The organism is Zhongshania guokunii, assembly GCF_040892635.1.
In the GTDB taxonomy this organism is placed as follows: Bacteria; Pseudomonadota; Gammaproteobacteria; order Pseudomonadales; family Spongiibacteraceae; genus Spongiibacter; species Spongiibacter guokunii.
The window spans coordinates 195382-213318 of record NZ_JBFRYA010000005.1 but is presented as its reverse complement, the minus strand read 5'-3'; the positions used below and the strand labels follow the sequence as shown (position 1 = coordinate 213318).

At 51.7% G+C, this 17937-nt stretch carries 17 protein-coding genes; 7 read left to right on the top strand and 10 right to left on the bottom strand.

Annotated features, from left to right (window positions below):
* Nucleotides 1-6: 6 nt before the first annotated feature.
* Both AB4876_RS07785 and AB4876_RS07780 read right to left on the bottom strand, forming a co-directional pair.
* Nucleotides 7-1095 (bottom strand): NADH:flavin oxidoreductase, encoded by a 1089-nt coding sequence (locus AB4876_RS07785; protein ID WP_368381085.1) that lies wholly within the window; start codon nt 1093-1095, stop codon nt 7-9.
* Nucleotides 1096-1193: 98 nt separating this feature from the next.
* Nucleotides 1194-2039 (bottom strand): LysR family transcriptional regulator, encoded by an 846-nt coding sequence (locus AB4876_RS07780; RefSeq protein WP_301028269.1) that lies wholly within the window; start codon nt 2037-2039, stop codon nt 1194-1196.
* 180 nt (nt 2040-2219) lie between these two features.
* Between AB4876_RS07780 and AB4876_RS07775 the strand changes: the two genes are divergently transcribed.
* Nucleotides 2220-2969 (top strand): HPP family protein, encoded by a 750-nt coding sequence (locus AB4876_RS07775; protein ID WP_368381084.1) that lies wholly within the window; start codon nt 2220-2222, stop codon nt 2967-2969.
* Between the two features lie 68 nt (nt 2970-3037).
* Here AB4876_RS07775 and trmB read toward each other — a convergent pair whose 3' ends face one another.
* From trmB to ftsY, 7 genes are all read right to left on the bottom strand, one after another.
* Nucleotides 3038-3733 (bottom strand): tRNA (guanosine(46)-N7)-methyltransferase TrmB, encoded by a 696-nt coding sequence (gene trmB / locus AB4876_RS07770; protein WP_368381083.1) that lies wholly within the window; start codon nt 3731-3733, stop codon nt 3038-3040.
* Nucleotides 3733-4107: a DUF423 domain-containing protein gene (locus AB4876_RS07765; protein ID WP_368381082.1), complete on the bottom strand. Its 375-nt coding sequence runs from the start codon at nt 4105-4107 to the stop codon at nt 3733-3735. Before AB4876_RS07765 ends, trmB begins: the two co-directional genes overlap by 1 nt.
* A gap of 159 nt (nt 4108-4266) precedes the next feature.
* Nucleotides 4267-5115, bottom strand: a complete 849-nt coding sequence (gene rpoH, locus AB4876_RS07760) for an RNA polymerase sigma factor RpoH (RefSeq protein WP_301028261.1) — start codon at nt 5113-5115, stop codon at nt 4267-4269.
* A 133-nt stretch (nt 5116-5248) separates the two neighbouring features.
* Nucleotides 5249-5863: a DcrB/PsbP domain-containing protein gene (locus tag AB4876_RS07755; RefSeq protein WP_368381081.1), complete on the bottom strand. Its 615-nt coding sequence runs from the start codon at nt 5861-5863 to the stop codon at nt 5249-5251.
* A 54-nt stretch (nt 5864-5917) separates the two neighbouring features.
* On the bottom strand, nt 5918-6940 hold the full coding sequence (gene ftsX / locus AB4876_RS07750; protein ID WP_368381080.1) for a permease-like cell division protein FtsX: 1023 nt from the start codon (nt 6938-6940) through the stop codon (nt 5918-5920).
* Nucleotides 6927-7607, bottom strand: a complete 681-nt coding sequence (gene ftsE / locus AB4876_RS07745) for a cell division ATP-binding protein FtsE (RefSeq protein ID WP_368381079.1) — start codon at nt 7605-7607, stop codon at nt 6927-6929. The genes ftsX and ftsE overlap by 14 nt, the downstream gene beginning before the upstream one ends.
* Nucleotides 7604-8722, bottom strand: coding sequence for a signal recognition particle-docking protein FtsY (gene ftsY / locus AB4876_RS07740; protein WP_368381078.1), 1119 nt, complete (start codon nt 8720-8722; stop codon nt 7604-7606). The genes ftsE and ftsY overlap by 4 nt, the downstream gene beginning before the upstream one ends.
* 86 nt (nt 8723-8808) lie before the next feature.
* On the opposite strand from ftsY, the gene rsmD reads away from it, so the two are divergent.
* The 6 genes from rsmD to AB4876_RS07710 all read left to right on the top strand — a co-directional run bounded on the left by rsmD (nt 8809) and on the right by AB4876_RS07710 (nt 16144).
* Nucleotides 8809-9438, top strand: a complete 630-nt coding sequence (gene rsmD / locus AB4876_RS07735) for a 16S rRNA (guanine(966)-N(2))-methyltransferase RsmD (protein WP_368381077.1) — start codon at nt 8809-8811, stop codon at nt 9436-9438.
* Between the two features lie 77 nt (nt 9439-9515).
* Nucleotides 9516-9896: a hypothetical protein gene (locus AB4876_RS07730; protein WP_368381076.1), complete on the top strand. Its 381-nt coding sequence runs from the start codon at nt 9516-9518 to the stop codon at nt 9894-9896.
* A gap of 117 nt (nt 9897-10013) precedes the next feature.
* A complete protein-coding gene (locus AB4876_RS07725) occupies nt 10014-10517 on the top strand; it encodes a DUF411 domain-containing protein (RefSeq protein WP_368381075.1) in 504 nt (167 codons plus the stop codon).
* Nucleotides 10517-11797, top strand: coding sequence for a TolC family protein (locus tag AB4876_RS07720; protein ID WP_368381074.1), 1281 nt, complete (start codon nt 10517-10519; stop codon nt 11795-11797). The genes AB4876_RS07725 and AB4876_RS07720 overlap by 1 nt, the downstream gene beginning before the upstream one ends.
* Complete coding sequence (locus tag AB4876_RS07715; protein ID WP_368381073.1) at nt 11790-13043, top strand: efflux RND transporter periplasmic adaptor subunit; 1254 nt, start codon at nt 11790-11792, stop codon at nt 13041-13043. The genes AB4876_RS07720 and AB4876_RS07715 overlap by 8 nt, the downstream gene beginning before the upstream one ends.
* Entirely contained in the window at nt 13040-16144 is a 3105-nt protein-coding gene (locus tag AB4876_RS07710; RefSeq protein ID WP_368381072.1) for an efflux RND transporter permease subunit, read from the top strand. Before AB4876_RS07715 ends, AB4876_RS07710 begins: the two co-directional genes overlap by 4 nt.
* Before the next feature lie 18 nt (nt 16145-16162).
* Here the strand turns inward: AB4876_RS07710 and AB4876_RS07705 are convergent, their stop codons facing one another.
* Entirely contained in the window at nt 16163-17752 is a 1590-nt protein-coding gene (locus AB4876_RS07705; protein WP_368381071.1) for a cellulase family glycosylhydrolase, read from the bottom strand.
* Between the last annotated feature and the right edge of the window lie 185 nt (nt 17753-17937).

Sequence of the window (17937 nt, the reverse complement as noted above, 5' to 3'; positions counted from 1 at the left end):
CTTTAATTAAAGTTCGGGCTCTTTTATAAAGTCTGGCCACATGCCGTTGATGTAATCCAAGAACTTCTCGCTCAGGCCTTCGGCCAATAAATACTCACGGCTCACCGGTGTTCTGTTGGGCACAAAATTAGCGTTGTCGCGCAGTAATTGCGGGTAGTTGTGATGCAATATTCCTGCGCGGCCCAGCAGCGCAAAATCTAAACCTTGCTCAAAACAGTATTGAATATCTTCCGGCATATACACCTTACCCGCCGCGCCCAAACGCACATCACCGCGATCCAACGTAGTAAAATACGACAGCAAACTGCGACCTTGCAAGGCCGGCTCCACGGGTTCTTTAAACACATCCCAGGCAGAAATATCGAGAAAATCGATTTCTTGGGCCGCAAATAGGGCCTTTGCGGTATCGACCGCCTCCTCTAATAATATGCCATGCCGCTCTGGCGATAGGCGCACCCCCAACAAAAAGCCCACGCCACAGCGTTTGCGGATACCGCTAATAATATCGAATAGTACCTTGCTGCGATTTTTCAGTGAACCGCCGTACTCGTCGGTGCGACGATTAAACTCCGCACTTAAAAACTGACAGATAATATAACTGTGGGCGCCGTGAATTTCGACGCCGTCAAAGCCAGCTTGCTTAGCGCGCTCGGCACCGCGAATAAAATCCTCAATCAAGCTTTGCACTTCACCGTGACTTAAACCGCGGGCACCAAATTTTTCGGAGGGCGATGGTGCTACCGGAATATCGCCCGTTACCTCACGCGGGGCACGAAAGCCAGCGTGATGAAGCTGCACCACGGCAAGGCTGCCTTGCGACTTAATCTTATCTGCCAGTTTGCTCAAGCCCGGAAGATGCTTATCGCTAAAAATGCCCAACTGGCCAGCAAAGCCCTGACCCAGCGGATTCACATGCGCCGCTGCCGTCATAGTCAAACCAAAGCCACCCTTGGCACGCATACTCAGCCAATGGATTTCTTCTCCGCTCAAACGCCCATCAACCTCGCTCTGGGTGTTGGTTAGCGGCGCCAGCATCAGCCGGTTGGTCATCGTTTTGCCGCAGGGGAAACTCAGTGCTTCAAAAACCTTTGTCATACCTTACATTCCTATCACAATCTTCATTTCTGGCACTTAACAATTACCAGCGAATACAAATACTTTAAAAAAATAGCGCCGCTAATTCGAGGCCCACCTTACACTTGCCAATCTCCTCCTCCCGCAACACCGGCTCTTAAACCGGCCAATGCTTGGCTCAAATCATCGGCCAGCATACCGGCGCGAAACACCAAATAAATTGGATAGGTAAACTCTGGTGAGTCTATTACCCGCCGTAATTCGCCACTGCGAATATAGGGCTCAACAACACGCGTTCGAAAATAGCCATTGCCGCCACTACGCAATAAAATGTGCAGCGCCAGCGGGCCCAAGTTAAACGAGAATGCAGCCTGTCTCGGCTGGGGTAAAGCCGCATCGTACTGCGCTTTAAATTCAGCGCCCCAATCAACAAATAAATTGGGGCTAGGCTTAGCCACGGCCTCAACGTGCACCAATTTTTCTTCCAGCAATTGCTCTACGACAAAACCCGAAAAATAATTAGGCCGATGCACAATAATGGCATCCAGCAGGCCCTTCTCAAGTTTGTTCAGCAGGCTCTTGGGGTCAGACACATCTGTATGTAGCGCAACACTGGGCAGGTCTTGCTGTATCCACAACACCCAATTAGTGAGTACCGGATTCCACAAGCTGTTTTCTGCGCCAATCCGCAGCCGCGAAGCGCGCCCTCGGGGCAGCTTCATCTCTGCTCTGGCGCAGGCCCAGGTTTGCACCAAGGTGGTGGCATAGGCAACAAATCGCTCCCCTTCTAAGGTGAGGCGCGCACCCGCCCTGTTGCGCACAAACAATTGGCAGCCTAGGGTTTCTTCCAGTGATTGTACCCGTGCAGTTACTGCGGTCTGACTGACATGTAAACGCTCTGCAGCGCCAATAAAACTGCCCTCACCCATTACCTCGAGAAAGGTACGAGCTAATTCAATGTCCACCACCGCACTCCATTGGTATTTGGCCTTATCGATACTGGTCTTTATATCAATAAAACGGAATTAAAGCTGCACATATATTCATTATACGGAGTTCAACTCTAGCACTATGCTTTGCGCCTCATTTTAGGGCGGAGCGTGACTTCCCCTGATAACACAGTGATTTAAGGACTAGCTAAGCGGATGTTAAGAGTAGTTTTAAAGGAGTGCGGGCTTTTCCTCGGCATAGAACACAATACCACCACCCACCTTGAAAAATGGGTTTCGGCCTTCGGCGGCTTTTGCGGGATTGCTATGTGCTATTTCATCGCTAATGTGTATTTTGCTAGCGATCAGCTTATTTTCCTGACCACGTCGATCGGCGCCTCGGCAGTACTCATTTTTGCGGCACCCCACAGCGCCCTGTCGCAGCCTTGGCCAGTAATGGGCGGCCATCTAATTTCTGCACTTATTGGCGTGAGCTGTCAGCAATGGCTACCCATCCCGTTCTTAACTGCCCCCGCCGCTGTCGGCCTAGCAATTATTGCCATGTACTATTTGCGCTGCCTGCATCCCCCCGGCGGCGCCACCGCCTTATTTGCCGTTATTGGCGGCCCAAACACCCATGCGATGGGCTTCGCCTATGTTTATGAAGGGGTACTTTTGAATTGCGTCGCGCTGCTAAGCTTGGGCGTACTCTTTAACGCGTGCTTTTGTTGGCGCCGCTACCCAGCCCACGCATTTTACGGCTCAGCCAATCACCAAGCCAAACCAAAACCCCAGCAAGCACTACCGGACGAAATCCACCTTAGCCAAGAAGACCTCAACGCAGCACTGAGCACAATGAACTCATTTATCGACGTTAGTCCCGAGGATTTAAGTACCTTGTTTGAACTCGCCACGATAAACGCCAAGAACCGAACGCGAGATCGAGGTTTACGACACACATTGTAGTTCGGCAGCTACCAACACACGCGGCAACCGTCCACCACTTAGCAATCCCATACCTCGTTTTCTAGGCATTAACTCACCTTAGAAAACAACAAATCCCACACCCCGTGGCCGAGCCGCTCACCGCGTTTTTCAAACTTGGTATTAGGCCGGTAGTCGGGTTTTGGCGAATACTGCTGAGGACCAGCATTATTTTGATAGCCTTCGGCGGCGCTCATGACCTCCATCATGTGTTCGGCGTAGTTTTCCCAGTCGGTTGCTAGGTGGAGTACGCCACCTATTTCTAATTTACTGCGCAGCACTTGCACAAATTCCGGCTGAATTAAGCGCCGTTTTTGATGGCGGGCTTTGTGCCACGGGTCTGGAAAATATACTTGGACACGGCTCAGGCTATTGTCGGGGATACAGTGGGCGAGAACTTCTACCGCGTCGTCGCTGTAGGCGCGCAGGTTACTCAACCCCGCTTGCTCTGTTAAGTACAGCAGGCGACCAACGCCTGGGGTGTGCACTTCAATGCCAACAAAATTCAGTTCTGGCGCTTGAATGGCCATTTCGGCAAGGGAGTCGCCCATGCCAAAGCCAATTTCAAGGACGGTTGGCGCTTGGCGGCCAAATACCTCGGCAAAATCCACTGGGCCATTGGCGCGCTTTAAGCCCCAATTATTAAAATTAATCTCATATGCACGTTTTTGGCCGTCGGTCATCCGCCCAGTACGTATTACAAAGCTTTTAATCCGCCGGCGCAACGGAGCCGCATGTTCAGTCATTACATCGCTTTCCAAGCAGAATAAGCCAAGCAGGCCCAGGCCACTAAAAACATCAGGCCACCAATGGGGGTGATGGCGCCAAGAATTCGAATTTCGGTAAGCGCCAGCGCATACAAACTGCCGCTAAACACGAGTACCCCAAGAAAAAATAGTACCGCAGCAATCCGCAGGGGCAGCAGTTGAACACCGCTGTGCATCAGCAGACCTACCACTAAGAGCGCAAAACAGTGGTAAAAGTGATACTGCACGGCGGTTTGATAGACTGCCATCATCTCTGCCGATAAGCTCGCCTTTAGACCATGAGCGCCAAAGGCGCCCAGCGCGACGGCCAAAAACCCGAGTACTGCTGCCAGAAAAAGCGTTAACGAAGCCATTGCACGGTCCTGCCTGCATTTAAAGGCGCTATTGTACGGATGTCGGCGGGTTTGCAAAAGTACAGGGCCAGCGATACGGGCAAAAACCCCGGCTAGATACAAAAAAACCCCGCGAGGCGGGGTTTTTAACAGTATTTAAGCTAATTGGTCGCTAAGCGCTTAGGCTTCCATCGCCGCGCGCAATTTTTTCATTGCGGCTTGTTCAAGCTGGCGAATACGCTCAGCAGATACCCCGTAGCGATCAGCCAAATCGTGCAGGGTAGCTTTGGTGTCGCTCAACCAGCGACTTTGCAGAATGTCGCGACTGCGATCATCGAGGTCGCCCAGCGCTAAACTCAGGTGCTGGTGGTTACTCTCTTCCAAGTTGTCAGATTCTAATAACTTGGCTGGATCGGTGCTGTGGTCTTCTAAATAGTGTACTGGAGCAACGGGGCCGCGCTCGTCGTCGGCATCGGCGTCAAAACCGATATCAACCGAACTTAAGCGACCTTCCATGCGGCGCACTTCGGCAACATCAACGCCTAAATCGGCGGCAACATCGTTCACTTCGTCGTTACTCAACCAAGACAGTTCTTTTTTTGCACTGCGCAAATTAAAGAACAATTTACGCTGGGCCTTGGTGGTGGCGATTTTAACAATACGCCAGTTGCGCAACACGTATTCGTGAATTTCGGCCTTGATCCAATGCACGGCAAAAGACACCAGACGCACACCCTTTTCGGGATCAAAGCGCTTAACCGCCTTCATCAGGCCAACATTGCCTTCTTGAATTAGGTCAGCTTGGGGCAAACCATAGCCTTTATAGCTTTTGGCGATATGCACCACAAAGCGCAGATGAGACATAACCAACTGGCGGGCGGCCTCTACACTCTCGTGGTAGAAGAGATCTTCGGCTAATTCGCGCTCGCGCTCTGCGCTAAGCACCGGAATACGACCAACCGACTGAATATATGCAGAGAGGTCGCCACCCGGTACAAGCTGCTGTATCGGCTGCAGATGGGTACTCATTGCACTCCTCCTAGATATTGATAAAAAAACACTGGTGCTTATTAGAGTCCCAAACCAATGAAAGTTCAAGCCCCCCGCGCAAAAGCTGATGATACGCGAGATTGCGCGCTAATAAGTCGCTATATGTACGTATTTAATACTGAACTGCCTGCCACTGAAAAACACCGTCATATTCTTGGCAGTTCATAACCGCCTCTGCGGCATTATCGATATAAATTTGCTTGGCGGCAGATGCTGGGTAGCTCAAATATTCCGAACATTTAGCGCTCTGGCCGGTACCAACCACCACTTTCACACCCGCACTCAGTTTGCAATGCACCAACTTATCTAAGGGTGACCACTGATAACAAATTTCGTAGTCACTGCGATACTGTGCGGTTTTGCCTGCGGGGCTGCTAAAAGCCCACCACTTGCCGAGGCGGCTATTCGGGTTACTGCTATTCCATGCCCGATAGACCGTAAACTCGGTTCCCGCTTTAAGCTGATACACCTTGCCCTGACACAACATTCCCGCCATCGGCGCCCCTAGCACAGAGGCCAATAGCTCGGGATCATCTACCGCCTCAAATTGGTCTGCCACCTCGGCCGGAAGCCCATTATTGCCGAGGCAGCTAACAGCGTCTGCTGCCGCTTCCACACTGCCATCAGCATTTGTCGCAGGCGCTGTATCAGCAGTAGATTTACCACCTGGCACAGCACACGCCGACAACAAAACCACAGCTAGGGCACCACCAAAATACTTTTTCATCACCACACTCCCTTGCATGACCGATTAAATGTAAGACAGATCAAATAAAAGCACTTATTGCGGCTCGATGGCCCGCAATTCTCGCCCAACCACCAACCAAGCTCCCAGCAGGCCTAAGCCGCCGGCAAACAACCACAGCAGCAGACTGTCGACCACGCCTAAGCCTAGCAGGTGAAAATCACTTTGATAGGACACCGACAATTCTGCAATTGGCTCACGCAGCCACCAAAGACCGCCCTGCACCAATAGCCATGCCGCCAGCCCACCACACAGGCCATACCAAAAACCGGTATAAAGGAAGGGCCGGCGCACAAATGCGTTGGTGCCCCCCACCAGCTTTACGACCAAAATTTCACTGCGTCGGCTTTCGATGGCCAATTTGATGGTATTGCCAATAATCAGCAATACGCCCACCGCCAACATCCCACCCAAGGCTAAGGTAAGTCGCCGCCCCAATTCCGTAATTTGATTCAGGCGCTGCAACCACGCCATATCCAATTTGGCCAAGTCGACCTCGGGCAGCTTCGCCAAAAGCTGTTGCAAGGCCGTGACCGCCTCCGCCGAACTATTGGCCTCTCGGGGAGTAACCACAATCAGGCCGGGTAGCGGGTTGCTGTCTAGTTGATCGAGTACATCACCAAACCCAGAGCTGGCACGAAACTCCACCAAGGCGGCATCTGGCGAAATATATTCGGCGCTTTGCACACCATCGCGGCCGGCAATATTACGGCGCAGACTCTCGGCCTGAGCAGTAGAAACATTAGGCTTTAAAAACAAAGAGATACGCGCAGCGCCTTCCCAGCCACTGCTCACCGCCTCAATATTATTCAAGCCAATATACAGACTCACCGGCAACGCGAGGGCAATGGCGATAACCAGACTGGTCAGCAATGTGGCCGCTGGCCGCTGCAATAGACGGCGCAGACTATCGAGGGCAACTTGGCGATGATGGCTGCGATAACTGGCAAGGCGATCGCGTAAACCGGTTTTATGGCGACGCGCGCCTTGCACATCTTTACGCGCAGCAGGTGCCTGAAGCTGACCTAAACGGCGTTTATTGAGTTTATTCTGGGCCATTATCAGCCCCTCCCGCCGTAATAAGGCGGCCTTTGCGTAAAGTAAGCAAACGGTAGGGCATACGGGCGATCAACGCTAAATCGTGACTGGCAATAAGCACTGTGACACCGACCTGCTTAAACTGCTCAAACAGATGCATGATCTCGGCAGAGAGCTGAGGGTCAAGGTTACCGGTTGGCTCATCGGCCAGTAATAACGCGGGCTTATTTACCACAGCGCGGGCAATGCCCACTCGCTGCTGCTCACCACCAGACAGGGTAATGGGGTTTTTACGCTCTTTGTCGAGTAAGCCGACTTTATCTAGCGCGGCTCGAACCCGACGACCCACATCCCGATGGCCATAACCGGCAATAATCAGTGGCAGCGCAACATTGTCGTAAACGCTGCGATCAAACAGGAGCTGGTGGTTTTGAAACACCACACCCACTTCGCGGCGCACTTCAGGAATATGGCGCACCGCTAATTTAGACAAATTGCGGCCACCAACAATCACTTGGCCGCTACTCGCCCGCTCCATCACCATGATCAGTTTCAGCAGGGTGCTTTTACCGGCGCCGCTGTGGCCGGTTAAAAAGCGCATTTCGCCGCGTGGGATATGGAAGCTCACATCAGTGAGAGCCTCGTGGCCGCCTTCGTAGCGCTTGCTGACCTGATCAAATTGAATCATTTTTGTTTCTGCGTCCAACCAAATAGCGCGCCCACAAACTCAGTAGCGCGGAAGGGGCGCAGATCTAAAATACCCTCCCCCACGCCAATAAAGCGAATAGGAATACCCAGCTGCTTGCTAATGGCAAACACAATGCCGCCCTTGGCGGTGCCGTCGAGCTTAGTCAGGGTTAGGCCGGTAACGCCTACAGCCGCTTGGAAATGCTTGGCCTGCGACAGGGCGTTTTGGCCAGTGCCTGCATCCAGCACCAACATCACTTCGTGGGGCGCCTCAGGGTCGAGCTTTTTGAGCACCCGGACCACTTTTTTCAGTTCTTCCATTAAATTGTCTTTATTGTGCAAGCGACCGGCGGTATCTGCGATAAGAATATCAACCTTGCGCGCCTTGGCAGCTTGCAGCGCGTCGAATAATACCGAGGCGCTGTCAGCTCCGGTGTGCTGGGCAATTACCGGCACTTCATTGCGCTCGCCCCACACTTGTAACTGTTCTACCGCTGCGGCGCGAAAAGTGTCACCCGCCGCTAGCATTACCGAGCGGCCACCGGCCTGAAACTGCTTGGCCAGTTTACCAATGGTGGTGGTTTTACCCACGCCGTTAACTCCAACCATAAGGATTACATAGGGGCCTGGCCCCTCGGGAATCACCAGCTCTTCTTCGGCGGCGGCTAATAACGTACTCAATTCTTCCTGTAGGGCCACGTACAGGGTTTCAGGGTTGTCTAGCTCTTTACGCGACACCCGACGAGTGAGATTACCGATAATTTCTTGGGTGGCATCCACCCCAACATCGGCCATGAGCAGATGGGTTTCGATCTCTTCGAGGAGCTCGTCGTCAATTTCTTTGCGGCCAAGAAAGAGGTTGGCCATGCCCTCGCCCAATTGGGCGCCGGTCTTACTCAGGCCTTCACGAAAGCGGACCAGTAGGGAGGCCTGCTCTTCTGGGGTTAATTCCAGATGCTGCCAAGGGGCTATTTCTTTGTCGTCGATAAAGCCTTCGGCCGCAGCCAATGCCGCCAAATCTTCTTCCGAACCGACAAAAGACTCTTTAAAACGGGCGAATAAACCTTTTTTTTTGGTTCCAGGCTCGATCTCAGGCGGATTTGAATTCTCTGTCATGCGGGTATTTATATTCCGTTAAGGTTTACAGCATAAATAAAAGCCGTATCCTACCATTTCTCTGAGTAACTGGCACCGGAAACACCATGCCCAAAGCCCCTCGCAATTCAAGCAGTTCAGCGCCCAAAGCAAGCACGAGTACCCGCCAACAGGGTAGCCTGCGGATTATTGGCGGCCAGTGGCGCAGCCGCAAGCTGGATTTTGAGGGCGCTGCTGGCCTGCGCCCAACCAGCGACCGCATTCGCGAAACCCTGTTCAACTGGCTAAACCCAACGATTCACGGCGCGCGCTGCCTCGATTTATTTGCTGGTTCTGGAGCCTTGGGACTAGAGGCACTGTCGCGCTATGCCGCGCACTGTGATTTTGTCGACACCGATCGCAATAGCTGCCAGCAAATCCGCCAGCAACTGGAAAACCTGCGCTGCCCACACGCCACTGTACACAGCAAAGAAGCCTTGGCTTTTTTGGGGAAAAGCGCACAAAGCTACAATATTATTTTTCTCGACCCACCATTTCACTTGGACTTGCTAGCCCCCGTTATCGCCAACTTAGCCAAGCAGGCGCTAAAGCCCCACACCCAAATCTATATAGAAACCGCCAGCGACGAGGCCCTGCCCGCCCTACCCGCCAATTGGCAGATTGATAAAGAAAAGAAAGCCGGACAGGTGGTATACCGGCTAATCTCAGTAACAGAAGACCTCGAACAGCCAGCTTGACCTATTGGGCAAGCCGGTCGAGAATAGCAAACCATCTGCGCACTAAGTGCTACACCACTATTTATGACACCCGTTTAATGGCAAGTAAGCAAACCAAGCATATCCATATTGTTTTGCTGTTACTGAGCTTACTTGCTCAGTCGTTTGCCTATGCCTACGCCCCCTGCCCAGAGCAAATGGATATGGGCGGCTCAGCCATGGGGGCAATGCCTGTTGATCACAGCGCCATGAACATGGCCGAGTCGGCGGCAAAGGGTTTAATGCAAGACAGCAGCGACAACTGCTGCAACACCCAGCAAGACGAATGCCCTAAAAGCAGTTGCGCGACCGCCGCACTGCTGAGCAGCAGCACTATCATCAAGCTACACCCAGCACCGCAAATGCGCGCTACACCTATTATCAAGCACCCCAAACCCGCCCCGCTCATCAGCCTTTACCGCCCTCCCATCCATAGCTAACGCAGGATAATTGCGCCTAAATTTTGGGCCAATTGCTGTAAACAAACTCAATACACGGCTACTTGCCTGCCGACCTTGTTTTATTGACTTAAAAGCTATGTTTATCGTGGAGCGATCATGTCTATTTCTAAACTAAAGACCAGTCTATTTCTTTTGGTAATGGCTGCAGTAGTAAGTGCCAATAGCTACGGCGAAAATGCCGCTGCACCATTCCAACGTGCAGCAAGCACAGAGCTGTTAGTACACAAAAACCCTAACTGCGGATGCTGCGGCGCATGGATTGAACACGCCCAGCAGCAAGGCTTTACGACCACTGTGCAAAACCACGTCAACCTAAATGCGCTAAAAGCTGAGCTAGGCATTCCCGCCAACCTTCAAGCCTGCCACACCTCGGTATCTAGCGATGGCTTTGTATTTGAAGGCCATATACCCGCACGCTATATCACCCAATTTTTAGCGGAGAAACCCAGTGGCGCCCGCGGCTTAATCGTCGCGAACATGCCAATGGGTAGCCCCGGCATGGATATGGGCAGTGGTTTTCAAGCCTACGATATTTTGCTGCTATTAAACGACGGCAGCACCGAGATTTACGCGACCATTAATAGCAAAGCACAACAGTAATGGCCTGCATAAATAGACGCCGCCACCGAGCGGTATTGGGCGGCCTGTGCCTACTCATGTCCGGCGTGGCATTTAGCCTCAGCCTCGACCGTGCTATTAGCCTTGCCCAAGCCAATGACCCTTGGCTACACGGCAGTCAGCTCCGCGAACAGGCCTTGGCCGCCGAAGCGATCTCGGCGGCGGCCCTGCCCGACCCGACGCTAAGCTTTGGCGCCGCAAACCTACCCACCGACACTTTTGATTTTCGTCAGGAGGGTATGACCCAAGCCAGCGTAGGTATTAGCCAGCGATTGCCACGTGGCAACAGCCTCAAGCTAATGGCCGAACAAAAGCGCCAGCTTAGCCAACAGCAACCGATGCTCCGAGCTGATCGCCAAGCCAAGATCGCGGCGACCGTAAGCCAACTGTGGCTAGAGGGCTATCGCGCCGAGCAGAGCATTGCCTTAATCGACGCAGACCGTCCACTTTTTGAGCAATTACTGGCGCTAAGTCGCGGTAATTATAGCGCTGGCCTCAAGCAGGCTAGCCAGCAAGATATTATCCGCGCCGAACTGGCTCTCAGCCGCGTCGAAGAGCGAATTCTCAAGCTCAAGCAGCAACGAGATCTCGCGCGCGATCAACTCGGCGAATGGCTTAACAATGAGACAATTAGTGAGTTCGGCCCGAGCACCAATTACGGCAGCGATTTAAACGCCAAAACGATTAGTAAGCGCGGCGCGACCGCAGCACTGCAAGCGCACCCGGCCATCCGCGCTATTGAGCAGTATATCGCCACCGCCCAAACAACAGTTGCCATTAGCCAAGAACAATACAAGGCCGAATGGTCAGTTAACGCCAAGTACGCTCACCGAGCGGATGATCCGTTGGGCAACGATCGTGCAGATTTCTTTTCGCTAGGAGTCAGTGTCGACCTGCCGTTATTCACCGCCAAGCGCCAAGACCAAAACCTTAATGCAGCCCAAGCCCGCGCCGAGGCCAGCCGCACCGACAAAGCCTTATTACTGCGCAGGATGATGGCTAACTTAAAAGCCCAAGCCAGCCAACTACATGCCATTGATGAGCGCCTAACACTGTATAAAAGCCGCCTAGTGCACGAGTCCAACAAGCTGATAGATGCCAGCATAACGGCCTACCAAAATGACAAAGGTGATTTCACCGAGGTGATCCAAGCGCACATCGACGCCTTAAACCTGAAAATTGAAGTCTTAGACCTCCATGTCGACCGCCAAAAAATCGTAGCCACTATTGATTATCTGCTCGCCGGAGAACGCTATGAATAGCAGCAAAAATTTCTTAATCATTTCCGCTTGTGGTGGCATTTTATTTGGCGCCTTTTTTGGTGTGTATATTATTGCGCCAAACACCACATCAACAATTACAGGCAGCCCCAAAAGTGACGCGCCGGCAGAACCACTCTATTGGGTTGCGCCCATGGATCCCGACTTCCGACGCCCCAGCCCTGGCAAGTCGCCAATGGGCATGGACTTATTGCCGGTCTACGCCGATGACAGCGCCAGTAAAACCAGCCCCGGTACAGTTACTATTTCTGCCGACGTCATCAATAATTTGGGTGTAAAAACCGTAAAAGCTCGCCATGAAAAATTCACTCGCACCATTTTCGCGCCAGCAACTATTCAATTTAACGAAGACCAATTACTGCGTGTACAGCCACGAATTGAAGGCTGGGTTGAAAAGCTTTACGCCCACGCCGAAGGTGACAAAGTCACTGCGGATCAGCCGCTATACAAGCTGTACTCACCAGCCTTAGTCACAGCCCAAGAAGAATTACTCGTTGCGCTCCGGCGCAACAATCACGCGCTAATCAAAGGCGCAGAACAGCGCTTACTCAGTTTGAACATTGATCCACTCACTATTAATGAGATCAAGAAATCCGGTGTAGCTCAACATAGTGTCACGATATTTTCACCGCGCAGCGGGGTACTCAGCGAACTCAATATTCACGAAGGCGATTATGTTGTACCAAACAAAGCCATCGCAACCATCGCGACACTAGATTCAATGTGGGCAATCGCCGAGATTATTGGCAACCAAGGTAGTGACATCACCATTGGTGATCACGCCCGCGTGAGCATTGATGGCATTTCTAATCGCAGTTGGCCAGCCACTGTCGATTATATTTACCCCACCCTGGACAAACTAAATCGCAACCTGCGAATCAGGCTAAAACTCGACAATACCGAGCTGAATTTTAAGCCGAATATGCTTGCCAATATTGTTTTGCAGCAAACAGCTAGCACCCAGAGTGTAATCATTCCGAGCACGGCCCTTATTCGTAGTCGTGACCAAAATCGAGTTGTTATTGCCCTTGGCGAAGGTCGCTTTAAAGCCATTGCCGTTAAAGTAGGTAGCCTTAGCAGTAGCGATGTCGAAATTATTAGTGGCCTTGAGGCTGGCGACGAAGTAGTAATTTCTGCACAATTTTTACTGGACTCTGAATCCAGCAAAGACTCTGACTTTATGCGTATGAATCACGACAGCATGACATCAGCAGGAGTTTCGCCATGATCAGCCGTATTATTTACTGGTCTGTCGCGAATCGTTTTTTTATTTTACTGGCCACCGCACTGATCATTGGCGCTGGGCTTTACGCCGTTAAAACCACGGCCGTAGACGCCATTCCCGATTTGTCTGATGTTCAGGTCATAATTAAAACCAGCTACCCAGGCCAAGCCCCGCAAGTTGTAGAGGATCAAGTCACTTACCCACTTACCAGCGCCATGCTCGCGGTGCCTGGCGCGGTCACGGTGCGCGGCTTTTCTTTTTTTGGTGATTCCTATGTGTATATTATTTTTAATGAAGATACTGACCCCTATTGGGCGCGCAGCCGAGTCTTAGAATACCTGAGCCAAGTTAGCCCCAACTTACCTGTTACCGCCAGGCCGCAACTCGGCCCCGACGCGACAGGCGTGGGCTGGGTCTACCTTTACGCACTCACCGACCCCACTGGCCAACACGATATTAGCCAGCTGCGCAGCTTGCAGGATTGGTTTTTAAAATACGAATTGCAAACTGTTGCTGGCGTGTCTGAGGTCGCCACCATCGGCGGCATGGTTAAGCAGTATCAAATCGAAGTTGATCCGCATAAATTGCGGGCACACAACATTCCCCTCGCCCACATTCAAATGGCGGTGCAACGCGGCAATCAAGAAATCGGTGCCTCGGTAATTGAAATGAGTGAGGCCGAATATATTATTCGCGCTAGCGGTTATATACAGAGCGTCGAGGATCTGGGCAATATTCCTTTGGGAAAATCCGTGAATGGCTCACCACTGCTACTTAAACATATTGCCGACATTCGCCTTGGCCCACAAATGCGCAGAGGCATTGCCGAGCTAAATGGCGAGGGCGAAACCGTGGGCGGCGTGATCGTGATGCGCTTTGGCGAAAATGCCCAGCAAACCATCTCCGGAGTTAAAGCCAAGCTCGAGACTTTAAAAAGCGGGCTGCCAGCAGGAGTAGAAATCGTCACCGTACACGACCGCTCCGCGCTTATTGAAAGGTCGGTAAACAACCTCTGGCACAAATTAATTGAAGAGTTATTCATGGTCGCGGTGATCTGCATAATATTTTTAATGCATGTTCGCTCAGCCCTTGTGGCAATCATCAGTTTACCCGTGGCAATTTTAGCGGCTTTTATTGTAATGAAGCTGCAGGGCATCAACGCCAATATCATGTCGCTCGGCGGTATTGCTATTGCCATTGGCGCGATGATTGATGGCGCGATTGTGATGATCGAAAACATGCACAAGCATATTCAAGACACGCCACTCACCTCGCAAAATCGCTGGCAAATTGTTGGCCAGTCAGCCGCTGAAGTTGGCCCCGCACTATTTTTCAGCCTGCTGATTATTACCGTGAGCTTTGTGCCGGTATTTACTCTAGAGGCTCAAGAAGGACGCATGTTCTCGCCGCTGGCTTATACCAAAAGCTATGCCATGGCGGCATCTGCAATTTTAGCGATTACCTTGGTACCGGTATTAATGGGTTATTTTATTCGTGGTAAAATTTTATCCGAACGTAAGAACCCGATTAATCGCGCCTTAATCGCCAGCTATACTCCCGTGCTTCGCCAAGTATTGCGGCATCCCAAGAAGACCCTAGGTTTTGCAGTTCTTGCCTGCGCAATGAGTCTGTGGCCAATTAGCCAAATTGGCAGTGAGTTTATGCCGTCTCTCGACGAAGGCGATTTGATGTATATGCCAACCACCTATCCGGGCATTTCCATTGGTAAGGCACGGCAACTACTGCAGCAAACCGACAAGCTCATTCTCAGCGTGCCGGAAGTTAAAACGGTATTTGGCAAAATTGGCCGCGCTGACACCGCAACTGACCCAGCGCCACTCACTATGATTGAAACCTATATTCAGTTTCACCCGCAAAGTGAATGGCGGCCCGGTTTAACAAAAGCCGACTTGCGCGCCGAACTCGATAGCGTGGTAAAACTCCCAGGCGTTACTAATAATTGGGTTATGCCAATAAAAACCCGTATCGACATGCTGGCTACCGGCATTAAAACGCCGGTCGGAGTAAAGGTTTCTGGGCCAAATTTACAAACAATTCAAGATATCGGTCTACGCCTAGAGGAAATTTTAAAGGACTTACCGGGCACCAGCTCGGTGTATTCTGAACGAGTCGCCGGTGGTCGCTATCTAAGTATTGATATTCAACGCGAACTGGCCGCCCGCTATAATTTAAATATTGCCGATGTGCAGCAAGTCATCGCCACTGCCATTGGCGGCATGAATATTGGCCAAACCGTAGAAGGCCGCGAGCGCTACCCAATTAATTTACGCTATCCACAAGAATACCGAGACTCCCCTGAGCAGATTTCCCTGCTGCCACTTATTACGCCCAGCGGCCAGTATATCGCCCTTGGCGATGTGGCCACTATTGCGATTACCGACGGCCCGCCCGGTATTAAAAGTGAAAACGCACGCATCAATGGCTGGACCTATATTGATATTAAGGATGTTGATGTTGGCAGCTACGTTGCAAGTGCACAGCAAAAAGTTAAAGAGGAGCTTGCTCTGCCCGCCGGCTATGCATTGAATTGGGCTGGTCAATATGAATATATGGCCCGCGCCAAAGCTAAGCTCAGCTACGTGGTGCCGCTTACTCTGGCAATTATTGTGGTGTTGCTCTATCTCAATTTTAGGCAAGTGACAGAGGTAGCGATAATATTGGCTAGCCTGCCCTTGGCGATGGTTGGCAGTGTGTGGTTAATGTATCTATTGGGCTATAATTTTTCGGTCGCCAGCGGCGTCGGCTTTATTGCCCTTGCGGGAGTCGCCGTAGAAATTGGCGTACTGATGTTGGTGTACTTAAATCAGGCTTGGCAAGGCTCCGCCACTGGGAATACAACTATCAATAACGAAGACTTAAAAAATCTTATTATTCGTGGTGCGGGGCTGCGGGTAAGACCTATTGTGATGACCGCTGCCGCCACCATCGCTGGCCTTCTGCCGATTTTATCTAGCAGCGGCACCGGTGCTGAGGTAATGAGCCGACTGGCGGCGCCGATGGTCGGCGGTATGATTAGCGCAGTGGTACTCACCCTATTGGTAATTCCTGCTATTTATTATTTGTGGCGAAAATCACCGCAATAAACGTTGAGCTGCCATTAGTTACTGCAGCCGGCGAACAACAACTTCGACCTCACCGTCGCAGCGACTATTGTGCAGCATCAACAAATTGGCGCCGGCGGCAGAGACCACGCTCGCGCCACTGACCTCTACCTCGTAACCATTGGGGTAGTGTATTTGCGGCAGGTAAATTTGAGTGTCGGCGCCTGCGGGACGAATTTGATAGCGATAGTGGAAGTCGCCACTAATACTGTCGAAGGACAATTCCTGAGGAATACCCGCGGTGGCCTGAGGGTAACCGCGTTCTAGTTCTTTGAGTTTATCTAGCTTAACACTACTCAAGTTACCGTCATCGCTGAACAAACCCTGCGCGCCAGTCGCTTGAGATTGAGTAGTGGGATCACTCCAATTTTTATAAGCCCAATACTGCCAGCCTGTTAAGTGGCTATCGGCCAAGCTCGCCACCCTATTTAGGAGCACTGGATCATCGCTTGCACCAAACTCGCTCACAAGCTCCACCGCGCCAATGCGTTCACTGGTAATTCGCGCCTGCTCAAAAACTTTGCCCTCGAATCCTTGGCAGGTATCCGGTAGTACATCGGGAATCGGCAAGCCGAGTTCGGCAGCTTGTAACAGGGCCGTTAAGGGGCAGTAGTTATGTACCGAGTAGCCGAGCTGCGATTCGCCGGCTATGGGGGTAAATCCGGTAGGCGTACCTGTGCCACCGGCCAGTAGTTGCGGTTCGATCCAAACCATATTATTGGCGTCAACGCCACGGATAGCGTTGATTGCCTGCTCGAAGAAGGGCTGTATTTCGCGATCAGATGCAGGACAACCTAGCTCAGGTACAATACATGTTGCCCACTCGAGACCGGCCCAAGGTTCGTTGAGTAAATCGTAGCCCATGCTATAAGGTTGATCAGCCCAGCGGCTCGCGAGCGCTTGCCACGCATTGCTATACCCCTGCCAGATTTCACCTTGCTCAGCCCATAGCTTATCGAAGGTTTCGGAGACCTGAGGAGTAAAATAATTGAAGGGAAAACCCAGCGACGGTGAACCCAATAATTGGCTCGTTAGGCCTTGTGGAATGCCCCATTCTGGCACCCCCTCGCCCTGATATATCTCACCGAGCATATCTTGATGAAAATCGAAGAGTATCCAGATACCTCGCTCAGCTAATAACTGCACAACCCGATCCCACTGCTCGAGGTAATTCTGATCGATTTCCCCCGGCGCGGTCGGCGAGACACCTATCCATAAGGTGCCAATACGCGCGGTATTAAAGCCGTGTTCAAGCAACCAATCGGCATCTGCTGCGGTAAACCCTTCGGGGCTGTTTGGCGGAAAATATGGCGCCAATTTCCACACCAAGTTAACCCCGTGACTGATAACCACACGCTGATACTGATCTACCAGCCAGCGGCCATCGCGCTGCAAACGCGGTATGGCCGAAACTGAATATTCGGCGCCGCAGGTATTCCCACTGATTGCAGTATCGCTAGCTGAAAAAGACGGTTCAGCAATTTTGGCGGCTGACGCAGACGACTTGCTCTGATTGCAGCCAATTAATATAGCGCCAAGCAGCAAAATAATCATAAGCCCGCGTCCCCGGGCATTCAGTAAAACAATCATGGTGTTAATCCACTTAACAAAAATCCCGCCAGCTTGGCCGATATAATTCAAAAAAATAATATTACAATACATCTCTCCGGTATCGAGATGACATTGCCTAAACTGTGAACTTAAACCCGCGCCAAAACAAAAAAGGCCATGCACTTAGTACATAGCCTGTTGATTTACGAGACACACCCACTACA